The organism is Micromonospora sp. NPDC049049, from assembly GCF_040649115.1.
Taxonomy (GTDB): Bacteria; Actinomycetota; Actinomycetes; order Mycobacteriales; family Micromonosporaceae; genus Micromonospora.
In genome coordinates this window covers 12,450-28,271 of record NZ_JBEZEX010000024.1, presented here as the reverse complement: position 1 = coordinate 28,271, position 15,822 = coordinate 12,450, and the positions used below count along the sequence as shown (strand labels likewise).

At 72.9% G+C, this 15,822-nt stretch carries 11 protein-coding genes; 7 read left to right on the top strand and 4 right to left on the bottom strand.

Annotation, left to right across the window (positions count from 1 at the left end; translation table 11 throughout):
* The first annotated feature begins 39 nt into the window (after window positions 1–39).
* The 5 genes from AB0B68_RS22925 (at window position 40) to AB0B68_RS22905 (ending at window position 9,677) form a co-directional block, all read left to right on the top strand.
* A complete protein-coding gene (locus AB0B68_RS22925) occupies window positions 40–3,609 on the top strand; it encodes an ATP-dependent DNA helicase (RefSeq protein ID WP_357262562.1) in 3,570 nt (1,189 codons plus the stop codon).
* Between the two features lie 187 nt (window positions 3,610–3,796).
* Complete coding sequence (locus AB0B68_RS22920) at window positions 3,797–7,264, top strand: UvrD-helicase domain-containing protein (RefSeq protein ID WP_357262559.1); 3,468 nt, start codon at window positions 3,797–3,799, stop codon at window positions 7,262–7,264.
* A gap of 226 nt (window positions 7,265–7,490) precedes the next feature.
* Window positions 7,491–7,694 (top strand): cold-shock protein, encoded by a 204-nt coding sequence (locus AB0B68_RS22915; protein ID WP_007464836.1) that lies wholly within the window; start codon window positions 7,491–7,493, stop codon window positions 7,692–7,694.
* Window positions 7,695–7,918: 224 nt separating this feature from the next.
* Window positions 7,919–9,232 (top strand): DEAD/DEAH box helicase, encoded by a 1,314-nt coding sequence (locus tag AB0B68_RS22910; protein ID WP_357262555.1) that lies wholly within the window; start codon window positions 7,919–7,921, stop codon window positions 9,230–9,232.
* Between the two features lie 244 nt (window positions 9,233–9,476).
* Window positions 9,477–9,677 (top strand): hypothetical protein, encoded by a 201-nt coding sequence (locus AB0B68_RS22905; RefSeq protein ID WP_357208483.1) that lies wholly within the window; start codon window positions 9,477–9,479, stop codon window positions 9,675–9,677.
* A gap of 213 nt (window positions 9,678–9,890) precedes the next feature.
* Here the strand turns inward: AB0B68_RS22905 and AB0B68_RS22900 are convergent, their stop codons facing one another.
* Genes AB0B68_RS22900 through AB0B68_RS22885 form a run of 4 tightly spaced genes read right to left on the bottom strand, consistent with a single transcriptional unit; the run spans window position 9,891 to window position 13,062 of the window.
* Entirely contained in the window at window positions 9,891–10,346 is a 456-nt protein-coding gene (locus AB0B68_RS22900; RefSeq protein WP_357262552.1) for an Rrf2 family transcriptional regulator, read from the bottom strand.
* Window position 10,347: 1 nt separating this feature from the next.
* Window positions 10,348–11,232, bottom strand: a complete 885-nt coding sequence (locus AB0B68_RS22895; protein ID WP_357204798.1) for an ABC transporter permease — start codon at window positions 11,230–11,232, stop codon at window positions 10,348–10,350.
* Window positions 11,222–12,001, bottom strand: coding sequence for an ABC transporter ATP-binding protein (locus AB0B68_RS22890; protein WP_357204796.1), 780 nt, complete (start codon window positions 11,999–12,001; stop codon window positions 11,222–11,224). The genes AB0B68_RS22895 and AB0B68_RS22890 overlap by 11 nt, the downstream gene beginning before the upstream one ends.
* The gene (locus AB0B68_RS22885) at window positions 11,998–13,062 is read right to left on the bottom strand and encodes an ABC transporter substrate-binding protein (protein WP_357204795.1); all 1,065 of its coding nucleotides are present in this window, start codon (window positions 13,060–13,062) and stop codon (window positions 11,998–12,000) included. Before AB0B68_RS22885 ends, AB0B68_RS22890 begins: the two co-directional genes overlap by 4 nt.
* A gap of 173 nt (window positions 13,063–13,235) precedes the next feature.
* Here AB0B68_RS22885 and AB0B68_RS22880 point away from each other — a divergent pair, with 173 nt between their 5' ends.
* Entirely contained in the window at window positions 13,236–14,351 is a 1,116-nt protein-coding gene (locus AB0B68_RS22880; protein ID WP_357262549.1) for an LLM class flavin-dependent oxidoreductase, read from the top strand.
* A 10-nt stretch (window positions 14,352–14,361) separates the two neighbouring features.
* The gene (locus tag AB0B68_RS22875; protein WP_357204791.1) at window positions 14,362–15,672 is read left to right on the top strand and encodes a pitrilysin family protein; all 1,311 of its coding nucleotides are present in this window, start codon (window positions 14,362–14,364) and stop codon (window positions 15,670–15,672) included.
* Window positions 15,673–15,822: the final 150 nt, after the last annotated feature.

Below are 15,822 nucleotides of genomic sequence, written 5' to 3'. Positions count from 1 at the left end.
GTGGGGTTGGTTGTCGTATGGGTCTGATGGGATGAGCTGATGCAGGCGTACCGGTTGGTGCGGCGGCCCGGAGGGTCGGCGCGGGGGGACGGGGCGACGCCTGACAGCGTTTCCCTGCTCGCCAGCGACGGCACGTCAGTGGGCGGTGTCGGCACGTCCGGTGGGCCCGATCGCGTGGCCGGGGCCGAGCCGGCCGTCGGCGGCGGCTGGCGGGCCGATCCGGTGCAGGCCGAGGTGGTCGGGCACACCGACGGGCCGATGCTCGTGCTCGGCGGCCCGGGCACCGGCAAGACCAGCACGCTGGTCGAGGCGGTCGCCGCCCGGGTGGCCGAGGGGGCCGACCCCGAACGGATCCTGGTGCTGACCTTCGGCCGCCGAGGCGCCACCGCACTGCGACAACGCATCGAGGCCCGGATCGCCCAGGACGGCCACCGGGTGCTGCGCGAGCCGTTGGTGCGCACCTTCCCGGCGTACGCCTTCGGGCTGCTCCGCCGCGCCGCCGCCGAGCGGGGCGAACCGTCGCCGCGGCTGCTCACCGGCCCCGAACAGGATCTGATCATCCGTGAGCTGCTGGACGTGGTGGGCGAGGAGCCCGAGGACGACCCGGTCGGCTGGCCCACCGACCTGCGCCCCGCCCTGCGCACCCGGGCGTTCGCCGGCCAACTGCGCGACCTGCTCATGCGCGCCGCCGAACGCGGCGTGGGCCCGATCGAACTGGCCCGGCTGGGTGAGAAGCTCGGCCGCGCCGACTGGCCGGCCGCCGCCCGCTTCCTGCGGGAGTACGTCGCCGTGCTCGCGTTGCGTGACGTCAGCAACCGGGGCTCCATCGCGTACGACCCGGCGGAGCTGGTCCGGGCGGCCACCGGGCTGCTGCGCGACGACGAGGAGTTGCTGGCCGCCGAGCGTCGTCGGCTCGCGTACGTCTACCTCGACGAGCTGGCCGACACCGACCCCGCCCAACTGGAGCTGCTCTCGGTCATCGCCGGCGGTGGCAAGTCGCTCGTCGCGTTCGCCGACCCGGATTCCTCCACGTACGCGTTCCGGGGCGCCGACCCGGCCGGGGTGGCGACGTTCCCGCACCGGTTCCGGACGGCATCCGGTGCGCCGGCCGCGCAGGTGCTGCTGACCACGTCGTACCGGGCCGGGTCGGGTCTGCTCACGGCGATCGCCCGGCTGGGTCGCCGGCTGCGGGGCCCGGCCGCGCACCGCCGGCTGCACCCCCTGCCGGACGCGCCGCCCGGCGTGGTCGAGGTGCACACCTTCCGCTCGGCGACCAGCGAGGCCGCCTGGTTGGCCCACGCGCTGCGCTCGGCACACCTGCTCGACGGCGTGCCGTGGTCACGGATGGCGGTGCTGGTGCGGTCCACCGCGTTGCAGCTGCCCACCCTTCGACGGGCGCTGCACGCTGCCGGCGTACCCACAGTGGTGCACGGCGAGGATCTGCCCCTGCACCTGCAACCGGCGGTCGCGCCACTGCTGCTCCTGCTGCGCTGCGCGCTGGAGCCGGAAAGACTCGACGAGGAGGCGGCGGTCGCGCTGCTGCACTCGCCGCTCGGCGGGGCCGACCCGCTGGCCGAACGGCGGCTGCGGCAGGGCCTTCGCGCGCTCGCGTTGGCCGGCGGTGACCGACGTCCCTCCGGGGAGCTGATCGTCGAGGCACTACAGGATCCGGAGGAGTTGGCCGGCATCGAGCGGCACTGGGCGGAGCCGGCGCAGGCGGTGGCCGGGCTGCTGGCCATCGCACGCGAGGCCGCTGCCCGGCCGGGCGCGACCGCCGAGGACGTGCTCTGGGCCGTCTGGCACGCCAGTGGCCTCGCCGAGCGGTGGGCCGGCGCGATCAACCAGGGGCGTCCGGAGGCCGGTGAGGGCGACCTGGCCCGGCGTCGGCGAGCCGAGGCTGCCGACCGCGACCTGGACGCCGTGCTGGTCCTCTTCGACGCTGCGGCCCGGTTCACCGACCGGCTGCCCGGTGCCCGTACCGAGGTCTTCCTCGACCACGTGCTCGCCCAGGACCTACCGGCCGACACCATCGCGCCGACCGCCGACCGGGGAGCGGCGGTACGCCTGCTCACCGCGCACGCCGCGAAGGGCCTGGAATGGGACCTGGTCGCGGTGGCCGGTGTGCAGGAGGGCATCTGGCCGGACCTGCGGTTGCGCGGCAGCCTGCTCGGCTCCGAGCGACTGGTCGACGTGCTGGCCGGCCGGTCGGTCGACGGGGCGACCGCGGCGAACGTGGTGGGTCAGACCTCGGCGTTGCTGGACGAGGAGCGTCGGCTCTTCCACGTCGCCATCAGTCGGGCCCGCCATCGGCTGCTGGTCAGCGCCGTGGCATCGGCCGCCGTCGGCGGCGACGACCACGAGGAGCAACCCAGCCGGTTCCTGCACGAACTGGGCCCGAGCATCCCGCCACCGACCCCGCCGAGCACGCCACCGACTCCGCCGCCCACCTCGCCGCCCACCCCGCCGAGCGCGACGCCGCCGGCCCCACCGACCCCGCCCGGTCCCCGCACCGAGCCGTCGTCCGGCGGCAACGGGGGCGCTGCGGCGGGCGAGTCCGGCGACGAGGAGCCGGACCGCCCCGGGGCGCTGCCGGTGACCCGTCCACCCCGGGCGCTCACCCTGCCGGCGTTGGTCGCGGAACTCCGTACCGCCATCACCGACCCGGCCGCCCCGGCGGCCCGGCGGCGCGCCGCGGCGGCCGAGCTGGCCCGGCTCGCCGCCGCCGGGGTGCCCGGCGCGCACCCCGACGACTGGTGGGGGTTGCGGGTTCTCTCCGACGACCGGCCGCTCGTCGACGACGGCGACCCGGTGCGGGTCACCCCGTCGGCCATGGAGAGTGCGCTGCGGTGCAGCCTGCGCTGGCTGCTGGAACGGCACGGCGGCAGCGGCCCTACCAGCACCGCGCAGGGGGTGGGCAACCTGGTGCACGCCGCCGCGATGCTCGCCGAGGACGCCAGCGCCGACCGTGGCGCGCTGCTCGACTACGTGGCCGCCCGGTTCGACGCGATCGAGCTGGCGGCCCGGTGGATGGCCGGGCCGGAGCGGGAACGCGCCGAGGCGATGGTCGACAAGCTGCTGCGCTGGCTGGCCACCAATCCGCGCCGGTTGCTCGCCATCGAGCACGAGTTCGCCGTCCGCCTGGACGACCCGAATCGGCCCGTCGACCTGACCGGTCGGGTCGACCGGCTGGAGGTCGACGAGGCTGGGCGGCTCGTGGTGATCGACCTGAAGACCGGCAAGTCGACAGCTGTCACCGGCACCGACCTTGCCGAGCACCCGCAGCTCGGCGCCTACCAGGCGGCGGTGGAGGCAGGGGCGTTCGCCGAGTTCGGTGACGAGTCCGGGGGCGCCGCGCTGGTGCAGCTCGGGACCTCCGCCAAGGACGCCAGGGAGCAGAATCAGCCGGCCGCCAGCGAGGGGCCGGCGGCCGGTTGGGCGACCGCGCTGGTCCGGCGGACCGCCGATACGATGGCAGCCGCCACGTTCGCCGCGGTGGCCAACTCGAAGTGCCGGGTCTGCCCGGTGCGCACCAGCTGCCCGGTCTCCGGGCAGGGTCGCCAGGTCGTCGAGCCGCCCACCGTCCGACGCGCAGGCGAGGGCGAGGAGTGAGCGTGCGAGCCCAGTCGCGACCTGCGACGGCACCCGTGAGGGCGAGGAGTGAGCTTGCGAGCCCCGCAGTCACGAACTGAGATGGCACCGTGAGGGCGAGGAGTGAGCTTGCGAGCCCCGCAGTCACGAACTGAGATGGCACCGTGAGGGCGAGGAGTGCGCCGGTGTTGGGAACTGAGACGGCACGGTGAGTCAGCCCACCCTGTTCGGCGCGGGTCCCGCGCCGACGCCCCGACTCGCGGACTCCGGCCCTCGGTACACACCGGTGGAGCTGGCCAAGCTGCTGCGGTTGCCGGCGCCCACCCGGGAACAGGCCGCGATCATCGCCGCCCCGGTGGAACCGCTGCTGGTGGTCGCGGGCGCCGGGTCGGGCAAGACCGAGACGATGGCCGCCCGGGTGGTCTGGCTGGTGGCCAACTCGTACGTGCGGCCGGAGCAGATCCTCGGGCTGACCTTCACCCGCAAGGCGGCCGGCGAGCTGGCCCATCGGGTACGAACCCGGCTCGACCAGCTGATCCGCCGACTCGGCAGGCAGGGGCGGGACCCGCTGGACGACCCGCTCGCGGGTGAACCCACCGTCTCCACCTACCACTCGTACGCGGGGCGGATCGTCACCGAGCACGGGCTGCGGGCCGGCTACGAGCCGTCCACCCGGCTGCTCACCGAGGCGTCCCGCTGGCAGTTGGTCGACCTGCTGGTGCGCAACTACGACGGCGACATGTCCGAGGTGGACCGGATGCCGAGCACCATCACCGACGCGGTGCTGGCGCTGGCCGGGGAGTTGGACGAGCATCTGGTCGCGCCGGACGACCTGGCGGCCTGGACCGGTCGGTTCTTCGCCGAGGTGCAGTCCCGGCCGGGTCGGGTGTACGCCGACGTGCGTAAGGCGCTCACCCTCCAGCAGACCCGGTTGCGCCTGTTGCCGCTGGTGCGGGCGTACGCCCGGCGCAAGGAGGACTTCGAGGCGATGGACTTCGCCGACCAGCTCGCCCGGGCGGCCCGGGTGGCCCGGGACCACCCGGGGGTCGGCGTGATCGAGCGGGACCGCTTCCGGGTGGTGCTGCTCGACGAGTACCAGGACACCAGCCACGCACAGGTGGTGTTGCTCAACGCGCTGTTCGGTGGCGGGCACCCGGTGACCGCGGTGGGCGACCCGTGCCAGTCGATCTACGGCTGGCGGGGGGCCAGCGCGGGCACCCTGGACCGGTTCCCCACCGAGTTCGCCCGCGCCAACGGTGAGCCGGCCCCGGCGCTGGGGCTCACCACGAGTTGGCGCAACCGCCCGGAGATCCTCCGGGTGGCGAACGCGCTCTCCACCCCGCTGCGGGCGGCGGGTGCCCGGGTGCCGGAACTGCGCTCCGCGCTGACCGTCCGGGACCCGATCCCGCACCGCAGCCCGGGCGGCGCGGCCGGCGGCACCGTGCACTGCGCGATGCTGCCCACGTACGCCGACGAGGCCGCCTGGATCGCCGACAGCGTGCTCGCCGCCTGGCGTGGCGCGGCCGGGATGCCGGGCGCGGCCCCGGAACACATCCCGGTGGAGCGCCGTCCGACGACGGCCGTGCTGGTCCGGGTGCGCAGCCAGATTCCGGCGATCGAGTCGGCGCTGCGTGAGCGGGGCCTACCGGTCGAGGTGGTGGGGCTGGGCGGCCTGCTGGACACCCCCGAGGTACGTGACGTGGTCTGCACGTTGCGGGTCCTGGCCGACCCGACCGATGGCGCCGCGCTGCTGCGGTTGCTCACCGGCGCCCGTTGGCGGATCGGGCCACGTGACCTGGTGGCGTTGCACCGGCGAGCCCGGGCCATCGCGAACACCCGGCGACAGGTGGCCGCCGACGAGGCCTCGGAGATCAGCCCCGACCTGTTGGACGAGGCGACCCTGGTGGAGGCGTTGGCCGACCTCGGGCCGGCGCAGGCGTACTCGGCCGAGGGTTTCGCGCGGCTGCGCGCGTACGGCCGGGAGTTGGCGCTGCTGCGCTACCGGCTGGACCAGGCGCTGCCGGACCTCATCGCGGACATCGAGCGGACCATCGGCCTGGACGTGGAGGTCGCGGTGCGGGCCGGCCGGGACGGCGCCGGCGACGCGGGCCTGGCCCGGGGGCATCTGGATGCGCTCGGCGACGTGGCGGCCCGGTTCAGCGGGGAGACGCCCGGCGCGACCCTGTCCGGGTTCCTGTCCTACCTGGCCGCCGCCGAGGACGAGGAGCGCGGTCTGGCGCCGGGCGAGGTCGAGGTGGTGGAGGGCGCGGTGCAGGTGGTCACCGCGCACGCCGCCAAGGGCCTGGAGTGGGACGTCGTGGCGGTGGCCGGGCTCAGTCGTGGGCTGTGGCCGGGGCCGGTCCGCAACTCCGACCACTGGCTGGGTGGGCTGGGCGTACTGCCGTTCCCGCTGCGCGGCGACGCCGACGGGCTGCCCGAGTTGGCGCTCGACGAGGCGGGGGACCAGCGGGCCGTGGCGCGGGCGGTGACCGACTTCACCGACGCGTGGCGTGCCCACGACGAGCGGGAGGAACGCCGGCTGACGTACGTGGCTGTCACCCGGCCGCGCCGGCTGCTGCTCTGCTCCGGTTACTGGTGGGGAGAGGGCACGAAGCGACCGCGAGGTCCGTCGGTCTTCCTGCGTGAGGTGTACGACGCCTGCCTCGACGGCGGGCCGGGGCACCTGATCGACGCGTGGGCGCCCGAGCCGACCCCGGACGCGACGAACCCCACGGCCGAGGTCGTGCTCCGCGCGGAGTGGCCGGCCGACCCGCTGGGCGGTCGCCGGCCGGCGTTGGCCGAGGCGGCCGGGCTGGTGCGTCGCCTGATGGCCGACGGCCCGGCGGCGGCGCTCCCCGGGCCGGTCGGGCCGGTGCTCCCTGGGCCGGTCGGGCCGGTGCTCGCCGGGCCGGTCACGCCGATCGGCTCGACGGTCGAGTCAGGCGAGCCGGTCGAGCAGGTCGAGCCGGAGGTGGATCCGGAGGTGGCGCGCTGGCAGCGCGAGGCGGACCTGCTGTTGGCGGAGCGCGCCGAGCTGACCCGGCTCTCCGGTGCGGTCGAGGTGGCGTTGCCCGGGGCGCTGAGCGTCACCCAGCTGGTAGCGCTGCGGCGTGATCCGGCGGCGCTGGCGCGTACGCTGCGTCGCCCGGTGCCGTCCGAACCCAACCCGTACGCCCGTCGAGGCACCGCCTTCCACGCCTGGTTGGAGCAGCGCTTCGGCGCCGACCGCCTGTTGGACCTGGACGAGCTGCCCGGCGCGGCCGACGCGGACGCCGCACCCGACGAGGCGCTGGTCGAGCTTCAGGAGCGGTTCCTGGCCAGCGAGTGGGCCGACCGGTCACCGGTGGAGGTCGAGGTGCCCTTCGCCACGGTGATCGCTTCAGTGGTGGTGCGGGGCCGGATGGACGCGGTCTTCGCCAGGCCGGGTGGCCGGTTCGACGTGGTCGACTGGAAAACCGGCGCGCAGCCCACCGGGCCGGCAGCCGACGTGGCCGCCGTGCAGCTGGCGGTGTACCGGCTGGCCTGGGCGGAGTTGGCCGGTGTGCCGGTCGACCGGGTGGGCGCGGCGTTCCACTACGTCCGCCACGGGGTCACCGTCCGGCCCGCCGACCTGCTGGATGTGACCGGCCTCACGGCCATGATCGCCCAGTTGCCCGAGGATTCTGCCCAACATTGACCACTGCGGGGAAAACCGTGGTAGGTTGACCGGGTTGCAGTTTTGGTTACCAGAGACTCTGTGTGCGCCTGGCGGGATTGTGGCCCCAGGCGCTCTTTGTTGTGTCCGGAGTTCTCCGGGCGGGGCGACCAGAAGCGACAGGCGATTCGCGCATCCCCGCGCGGAGCGCTCCTCTTCGGGCACGCAACAAGTGCGTGTCCGACGTTCCGTCAAGGAGACGAAACACATGGCTATTGGCACCGTGAAGTGGTTCAACGCTGACAAGGGCTTCGGCTTCATCACCCCCGACGGCGGCGGCGCCGACGTCTTCGCCCACTTCTCGGCGATCCAGTCCTCCGGCTACCGGAGCCTGGACGAGAACCAGCGGGTCGAGTTCGAGGTGACCCAGGGCCAGAAGGGCCCGCAGGCGGAGAACATCCGCCCGCTCTGATCTTCGGATCGGTCAGCATTACCTGTCGCGCCCTCCGGGTGTGACGGTGACGGGACCGGCCCGCCCCGCCGCCGCCTGCCTACGCAGGCGGCGGCCCGGCGGCGGGCCGGCCTGTACTCCCTTTCGGTTCGTGCTTGTGAGTCCTGGCGGCCTTGTTCCGCTGGTTGACAGCGCCGATTTCGGCGCCCTCCCTCGACACGTGCCGCGTCGAGGAAGGCTTCCGCATGACCACAGTTATTCCCTCTTTCGCTCATACCGGTCTGGCGCCGGCGCTGCTCACCGCGCTGACCGCGCAGGGCATCACCGAGCCGTTCCCGATCCAGACGGCGACGCTGCCCGACTCGCTCGCCGGCCGGGACGTGCTGGGCCGGGGTCGTACCGGCTCCGGCAAGACCCTCGCCTTCGGGCTCCCGCTGCTGTCCCGCACCGTCGGCCGTAAGGCGCGGCCGGGCCGCCCGCTGGCCCTGGTGCTGGTGCCGACCCGCGAGCTGGCTCAGCAGGTAACCACCGCACTGGCCCCGTACGCCCGCGCCGTCGGGCTGCGCTGCGCCACAGTGGTCGGCGGCCTGTCGTTGCAGCGGCAGGCGGACGCCCTGCGCGCCGGCGCCGAGGTTGTCGTCGCCACCCCCGGTCGGCTGCACGACCTGATCAACCGTGGCGACGCCCGGCTCGACCAGGTCGAGATCACAGTGCTCGACGAGGCCGACCAGATGGCCGACATGGGTTTCCTGCCGCAGGTCACCAAGCTGCTGGAGCAGGTCGCGCCGCAGGGGCAGCGGATGCTCTTCTCCGCGACCCTGGACGGTGGTGTGGACCGGCTGGTCCGCCGCTTCCTGAGCAACCCGGTCACCCACTCGGTCGACCCGGGCACCGCGACGGTCACCGCGATGACCCACCACGTGCTGCACGTCGACGCTGCGGACAAGCCCGACGCGTTGACCCGGATCGCCGCCCGTGAGGGCCGCACCATCCTGTTCATGGGCACCAAGCACCGCGCCGACCGGCTGGCCCGCCAGCTGCTCTCCAAGGGCGTACGTGCGGCCGCGCTGCACGGCGGCAAGTCCCAGCCGCAGCGCACCCGGATCCTGGAGCAGTTCCGCAACGGTCAGGTGACCGCACTGGTCGCCACCGACGTGGCGGCCCGTGGCATCCACGTGGACGGGCTGGACATGGTGGTCAACGTGGACCCGCCGACCGAGGCGAAGGACTACCTGCACCGCGGAGGCCGTACCGCCCGGGCCGGCGAGTCGGGTTCCGTGGTCACCCTGGTCCTGCCGGAGCAGCGCCGGGACGTGTCCCGCCTGATGGCCACCGCCGGTATCCGGCCCGAGTCGGTCCAGGTGCGCGCGGGTGACGGAGCGCTGGCCCGGGTGACCGGTGCCCGCGAGCCGTCCGGTGTGCCGGTGACCATCGTCGCTCCGCCGGCACCCGCCTCGCGGCCCCGTACCTCCGGCGGCTCGGCCACCGACGGTGGCGCCCGTCCGGCGCACCGCGCGTCGGGCCGGTCCCGTCGGCCGCGTCGCCCCCGTACCGTCTGATCTTCTGCGCGTCGACCGACCCGTCCCGCTTCGGCGGGGCGGGTCGGTTTTGTCTGTGCGGTGACCCGGCCGGTCGGGTGTCAGCGCGGCCCGACCGGTCAGCCGGCCGCGCCGGGTGGCCCCTCGGCTGAGTCGGTAATCAGCCTTTCCCGGGTCGGCTGGCCGACTGCGCCCCGGTCGGTCGTGGTCAAGGCTGACCGACGGGGGGAAGTCGGGCGGGGGGCCCGGCTCGGGAGGGGTGACCATGGCGGGCGAAGCCGGCTCGGGTGCGCTGCGTGAACTGATCCTGGTGGTCGCGGTCGCGCTCGCCGGATTGTTGCTCGCCATGGTTGCGGCCTTCGCGCCCTGGCATGCCACCCCGGCGGGTAACGCTCCCGCCGGTCTGGTGGAGCTGCGCAGTCCTGGCGACCCGGGCCTCGGCCCGGCGACCGCACACGTGGGCTGAGCAGCAACCGGCCTACCGGCGCCGGCGGAGGGGCAGGCCCGGTCAGGATCGGTACGAGATGTGGTCGGGTCGGCGGGGCACCGACCCGACCACATCGCCCCCACACCCCACACCCCACACCCACCGCGCCGATCTTGCAGTTTCTGTTGCCGGTATGGGCCGTTGCGCCCCCTACGCCACGACAGAAAGTGCAAGATCGCGAGGCGGGGTGGGTCAGGCGGGGGGTGTGGGGATGGGGCTGACGGGGGCGTGGGTGAGCAGGTCGGCCAGGGTGGTGCTGTCGACCACAGTGGCGATCGCCCCGTGCACCGCCAGCCAGACGTCGGTGAGCCCGGCGGCCACTCCGTGATAGCCGGCCCGCTCGGCCGGCAGACCGCGCACCGTGGTGAGCGACCCGCCGACCGCACGCAGCACGTCTCCGACGGTGATCTCGTCGGCCGGGCGAGTCAGCGCGTACCCGCCGTCGGCGCCGCGATGGCTGTGCAGCAGACCGGCCCGGCGCAGATCGAGCAAGATGCCCTGCAGGAAGCTGAGCGGGATGTCCTGCGCCTCGGCCAGGCTGGCCGCCTTCGCCAACTCGCCGACCCGGTCGCCGTCGCCGCCACCACCGGCGGCGGCGACGGCGAGCATCGCCCGGAGCGCGTAGTCGCTGCGCGCGGAGACGAACACGTCACTGACCAGCCTGGTCCAGTACGCCCCAACGGCGCCGGATCGCCTTGTCCGCAGCGCCGAACGCGGTGTCTACGAGGAGTCCGACGACCAGAATGACGATCATGATGGCCATCAGCCGTTCCGCGTCCGAGAAATCTCTCGCGTAGGTGAGCTGAGCGCCGATCGACGTTCGCGCGGCGATGACCACGAGCAATTCACCGGCCATCAGACTGCGCCATGCGAAGGCCCAGCCCTGCTTGAGGCCGGCGACGATCGCGGGCAGCGCGGCTGGCGCGATGACGTACCGGTACAGGTTCAGACCTCGGGCACCCAGGTTGCGGCCGGCACGCTGCAGCAGCGGCGGGACGTAGTCCACGCCATGGATGACACCGTTGGCGATGGACGGCGCGGCACCGAGCACCACCACGAAGAAGATCGCCTGTTCGCTGAGTTCGAACAGCAGGATCGCCAGGGGGAACCAGGCAATCGACGGCATCGTCTGTAGTGCCGTGATCATGGACCCGATGGCGGCCCGGAGCACCTTCGACCGAGAGACGCCGAGGCCGAGCAGCAGGCCGACGGCCACTGCGGCGGTGAAGCCGATCACCGCACGCCGTGCCGTGGTGGCCAGCCCGTCCCAGAGCGCTTGACTCAGGAAGTAGTCGGCGAGGTCGGCGAAGACCGGCCCTGGGCCCGGCAGGGCCCAGGGGTCCTTCCACCCGGTCCAGACCACGGCCTGCCAGATTGCGATGGCGATGGCCAGTGCGGCGAGCTTGGGCCAGGTGGCCGCCCAGATCCGGGCGCCCCGGGAGACCTCCTTGTCCCGACCGGCGATCTCCAGCGCGTCGAGGCCGGTGATCTCCGCGTCGGTACGCGCCGAACTGGTGAGGGTGTCACTGGCCATGGCGGCCCACCTCCGTACGGAGCCGCTCGGTGACCTCGGCGGCGATGGCGGCGACCTCGGGGGAGTCGATCCGGCGAGGTCGCGGGATGTTCACCTCGGTGGAGTAGATGATCCGGCCGGGTCGGCTGGAGAGCAGGATGATCCGGTCGGCCAGCCGGGCCGCCTCGCGGACGTTGTGCGTCACGAAGAGCACCGAGAGCTTGCGCTCGGACCAGATCCGTTCCAACTCGTCGTGCAGGATGTCCCGGGTCATCGCGTCCAGCGCGCCGAACGGCTCGTCCATGAGCAGCACCGGAGTGTCCAGGGCCAGCGTGCGGGCGAGCGCGACACGCTGCCGCATCCCGCCGGAGAGCTCGTGCGGGCGCTTACGGCCGAAGTCGGCCAGGTGGACGGTGCGCAGCAGTTCGGCCACCCGCTCACGACGCTGGGCCCGGGGCAGTTTGCGAAGCTTGAGGGGCACCTCCACATTGGCGTCGACGGTCAGCCACGGGAAGAGCGCCGGCTCCTGGAACATGAGGCCCGGGTTGACGTCGCCGCCCAGGGTGATCTGCCCACTGCTGACCCGGTCCAGCCCGGCCACCAGGTTGAGCAGGGTGCTCTTGCCGCAGCCGGACGCGCCGACCAGGCAGACGAACTCGCCGGGTGCGACGTCCAGCGACACTCCGTCCAGGGCCAGGACGGCGTTCGCCCCGCGCCCGTACACCTTTGTCACGCCGGAGAGCGCGACCGCTGTGGTCGCGCTCTGCGGCGTCGTCGTGGTCGACGTCATGGTTGGACGACCTCGGGCTTGCCCTGCGCCTTGAGCGCGTTGTTGAGGTACTTCAGGTCGTACAGGCCCTTGAGGTCCACCGGTTCGGTCAGGCCGACGTCGACGGCGTGGTCGAGCCCGGCCTTCAGGGAGGACGAGATCGGGTCGTTGGTGAACTCCAACGTCGGCCACGCCTGCTTGATGAGCTTCAAATCGAGCGGCTTTCCGGTGATCTTGCCGATCGCGTCGGAGATGGCCTGCTGCGCCTCGTCCGGCTTGGTGTTGACGAACTCGTTGGCGGCCACCTGACCGTCGACCAGCCTCTGCACCACGTCCGGGTGCGCCTTGAGGAACTTGGTGCTTACCAGCAGGTTGGTGATGACGAACTTCTTGTCCGGCCACAGGTCGCGCTCGTCGACGAGCACCTTGCCGCCGGCGTTGACCAGGCGGGAGACGAACGGCTCGGGCACCCAGGCGCCGTCGATCGCGCCGCTGTTGAACGTCTCGATGGTCTGGGCGTTCTCCTGCGGCACGATCTTGACGTCGCCGCCGCCCTCCTTGGTGGTGGTGAGGCCCTGCTGCTTGAGCCAGTACCGGATCGCCACGTCCTGGGTGTTGCCCAGCTGGGGGGTGGCGATCTTCTTGCCCTTCAGGTCCTGCACGCCGGTGATGGTGGGCTTGACCACCAGCGCCACGCCGCCGGAGGCCGCGCCGGAGATGACCCGGACCGCCTCGCCCTTGGACTTGGAGAAGGCGTTCACCGTCGGGTTCGGACCGATGTAGGTGGCGTCCAGCGCACCGGAGAAGACCGCCTCGATGGCGGCCGGGCCGGCGTTGAAGGTCTTCGGGTCCAGCTTGACGTTGGAGCCGAGCTTCTCCGTGAAGATGCCCTTCTCCACGCCGACGACGGCCGGCGCGTGGGTGATGTTGGGGAAGTAGCCGAGGCGCAGCGTTACCGGGCCGGAGCTGCCGCCCGCGCCCTCGCTGTCGTCGCCGCACGCGGCGGTGCTGCCCAGGGTCGCCGCGCCGACCACGGCGAGGGTGGCCAGGGTGACCAACCGGCGCAGGGGGAGCCGTCTCATCGTCCATCCAATCCGCAGTATTCCTACTTAGTTGGTAGGAAGAGTGGGCCAGGCTGCGGTCAGCGTCAAGGCCCATCCACATGGCGGGATGGAGCATCTCAATTATGTCGGTATTTCCTACCAGCTTGCTAGGGTAATCGGCGTTCGGTCACCGGCAGAGAGGCGACTTCGCGATGACCTTCCACTGGTTCCTGCCCACCTCCGGCGACGGCGACCAGGTCGGTGCCGCCACCGTCACCGCGGGCGCCGCGAGGCACGACCGGGCCGCGACGGTGGCCTACCTGGCCGAGGTTGGCCGGGCCGCCGAGACGAACGGGTTCACCGCCGTTCTCACCCCGGTGGGCGCCGGCTGCCCCGACCCGTGGATCGTCTGCGCCGCGGTCGCCCAGCACACCGAACGGCTCGGCATGCTGGTCGCGGTCCGGGCCGGGTTCGCGCTGCCTACCCTGATCGCCCAACAGGCCGAGGCGTTCCAGGCCATCTCGGGCGGCCGGCTCTCGCTCAACATCGTGACCGGGGGCGACCCGGCCGAGCAGCGGGCGTACGGCGACTTCCTCGGGCACGACGACCGCTACGCGCGCACCGGCGAGTTCGTCGAGGTGCTTCGCCGTGCCTGGGCCGGCGGGCCGTTCGACTACGCCGGACAGCACTACCGGGTCGACGGCGGTGGCCTGGCCACCCCACTCGCGGCGCCGCCGCCGGTCTATTTCGGCGGCGCGTCCCCGGCTGCCGAATCGGTGGCCGCCCGGCAGGCCGATGTGTACCTGATGTGGGGTGAACCACCGACGTCGATCGCGGCCCGGGTCGCCCGGGTTCGGGCGCTCGCCGCCGAGCACTGCCGCACCCTGCGCACGGGCCTCCGGCTGCACGTCATCGCCCGCCCCACCAGCGCCGAGGCGTGGGCCGAGGCCGACCGGCTGCTGGCCGGGATGAGCCCGGAGCGGATCGCCGCCGCCCAGGCCCGGTTCCGTCGGATGGACTCGGTGGGTCAGACCCGGATGGCCGCGCTGAACGCCGGCCGCACCGACGGCCTCACCGTCGCACCGAACCTCTGGGCCGGCGTCGGCCTGGTCCGCGAGGGCGCCGGCACCGCGCTGGTCGGCAGTTACGCCGAGGTCGCGGCCCGGATCGACGAGTACGCCGCGCTCGGCGTCGACGAGTTCATCCTCTCCGGCTGGCCGCACCGCGAGGAGGCCGAGCGGGTCGGCGGCGAGGTGCTGCCCCTGGTGACAGCCCCGGTCGCGGCGGCTCCGGGAAGGTCGCGGGTGGCGGAGGTGTCGACGCGCTAGGGTCGACTCCGTGGCGGCGCGGAGATCCAGAATTCCAGCGACGAAGTATCCGGTCGAGCGGTTCAACCTCGACAACGGCCTGCGGGTGGTGCTCACCCCCGACCGCAGTGCCCCGGTTATCGGGGTGGCGGTGGTCTACGACGTGGGCATCCGCTCGGAGCCGGAGGGGCGTACCGGCTTCGCTCACCTCTTCGAGCACCTGATGTTCCAGGGCTCGGAGAACCTGGAGAAGCTGGCCCACTTCCGGCACGTGCAGGGGGCGGGCGGCACCTTCAACGGCTCCACCCACCTGGACTACACCGACTACTTCGAGACGCTGCCGAGCAACGCGCTGGAACGCGCGCTGTTCCTGGAGGCGGACCGGATGCGGGGCCCCCGGCTGACCGAGGAGAACCTGCGTAACCAGGTCGACGTGGTCAAGGAGGAGATCCGGGTCAACGTGCTCAACCGGCCGTACGGCGGCTTCCCCTGGCTGACCCTGCCTCCGGTCATGTTCGACACCTTCCCGAACGCCCACGACGGCTACGGCTCCTTCGACGACCTGGAGTCGGCGACCGTCGCCGACGCCGCGGACTTCTTCCGCCGCTACTACGCCAGCGGCAACGCCGTACTGGCCGTCAGCGGGGACATCGACGTGGCCGAGGCGACCGAGCTGGTCACCCGGCACTTCGGCGACGTGCCGGCCCGGCCGGCACCGCAACGGCCCGACTTCACCGAGCCCGACCTGACCGCCGAGCGGCGCACCTCGTACACCGACGCCCTGGCGCCGCTGCCGGCGGTGGCCGGCGCCTGGCGCGTGCCCGATCCGGTCACCGACTTCGACGGCTACCTGCCGTACGTGGTGTTGGCCGAGGTGCTCACCGACGGCGACGCGTCGCGGCTGGTCGAACGACTGGTGCAGCGGGACCGCACGGTGACCAGCCTCGGCGGATACCTCGGTTTCATGGGCGACCCGTTCGACGTCCGCGACCCCACCGCGCTGCTGTTGCAGGCGCACCTGCCGCCCGGTGGCGACGTGGACAAGGTGCTGCGCACCATCGACGAGGAACTGGACCGGCTGGCCACCGACGGGCTGACCGACGGCGAGCTGGCCCGCACCCAGGCCCGGATGGCGACCCACCTGCTGCGGGACACCGACGCGGTGCTCGGTCGGGCGCTACGCATGGCAGTGCTGGAGCAGCAACGCGGCGAACCGGGTCTGCTCAACGAACTGCCCCGGCTGGTCGGCGAGGTCACCGAGGAGCAGGTCCGGGCCGCCGCGGCCACCCTGCGCCCGGAGCGCCGGGCCGCCATCGAGGTCATCGCCGGAGGCGTTCGGTGAGCGCGAGGAGTGAGCCGGTTTTGCGAGCCCCACAGTCGCGAACGAAGGTGACACAGTGAGCGCGAGGAGTGAGCCGGTTTTGCGAGCCCCACAGTCGCGAACGAAGGTGACACAGTGAGCGCGAGGAGTGAGCCGGTTTTGCGAGCCCCA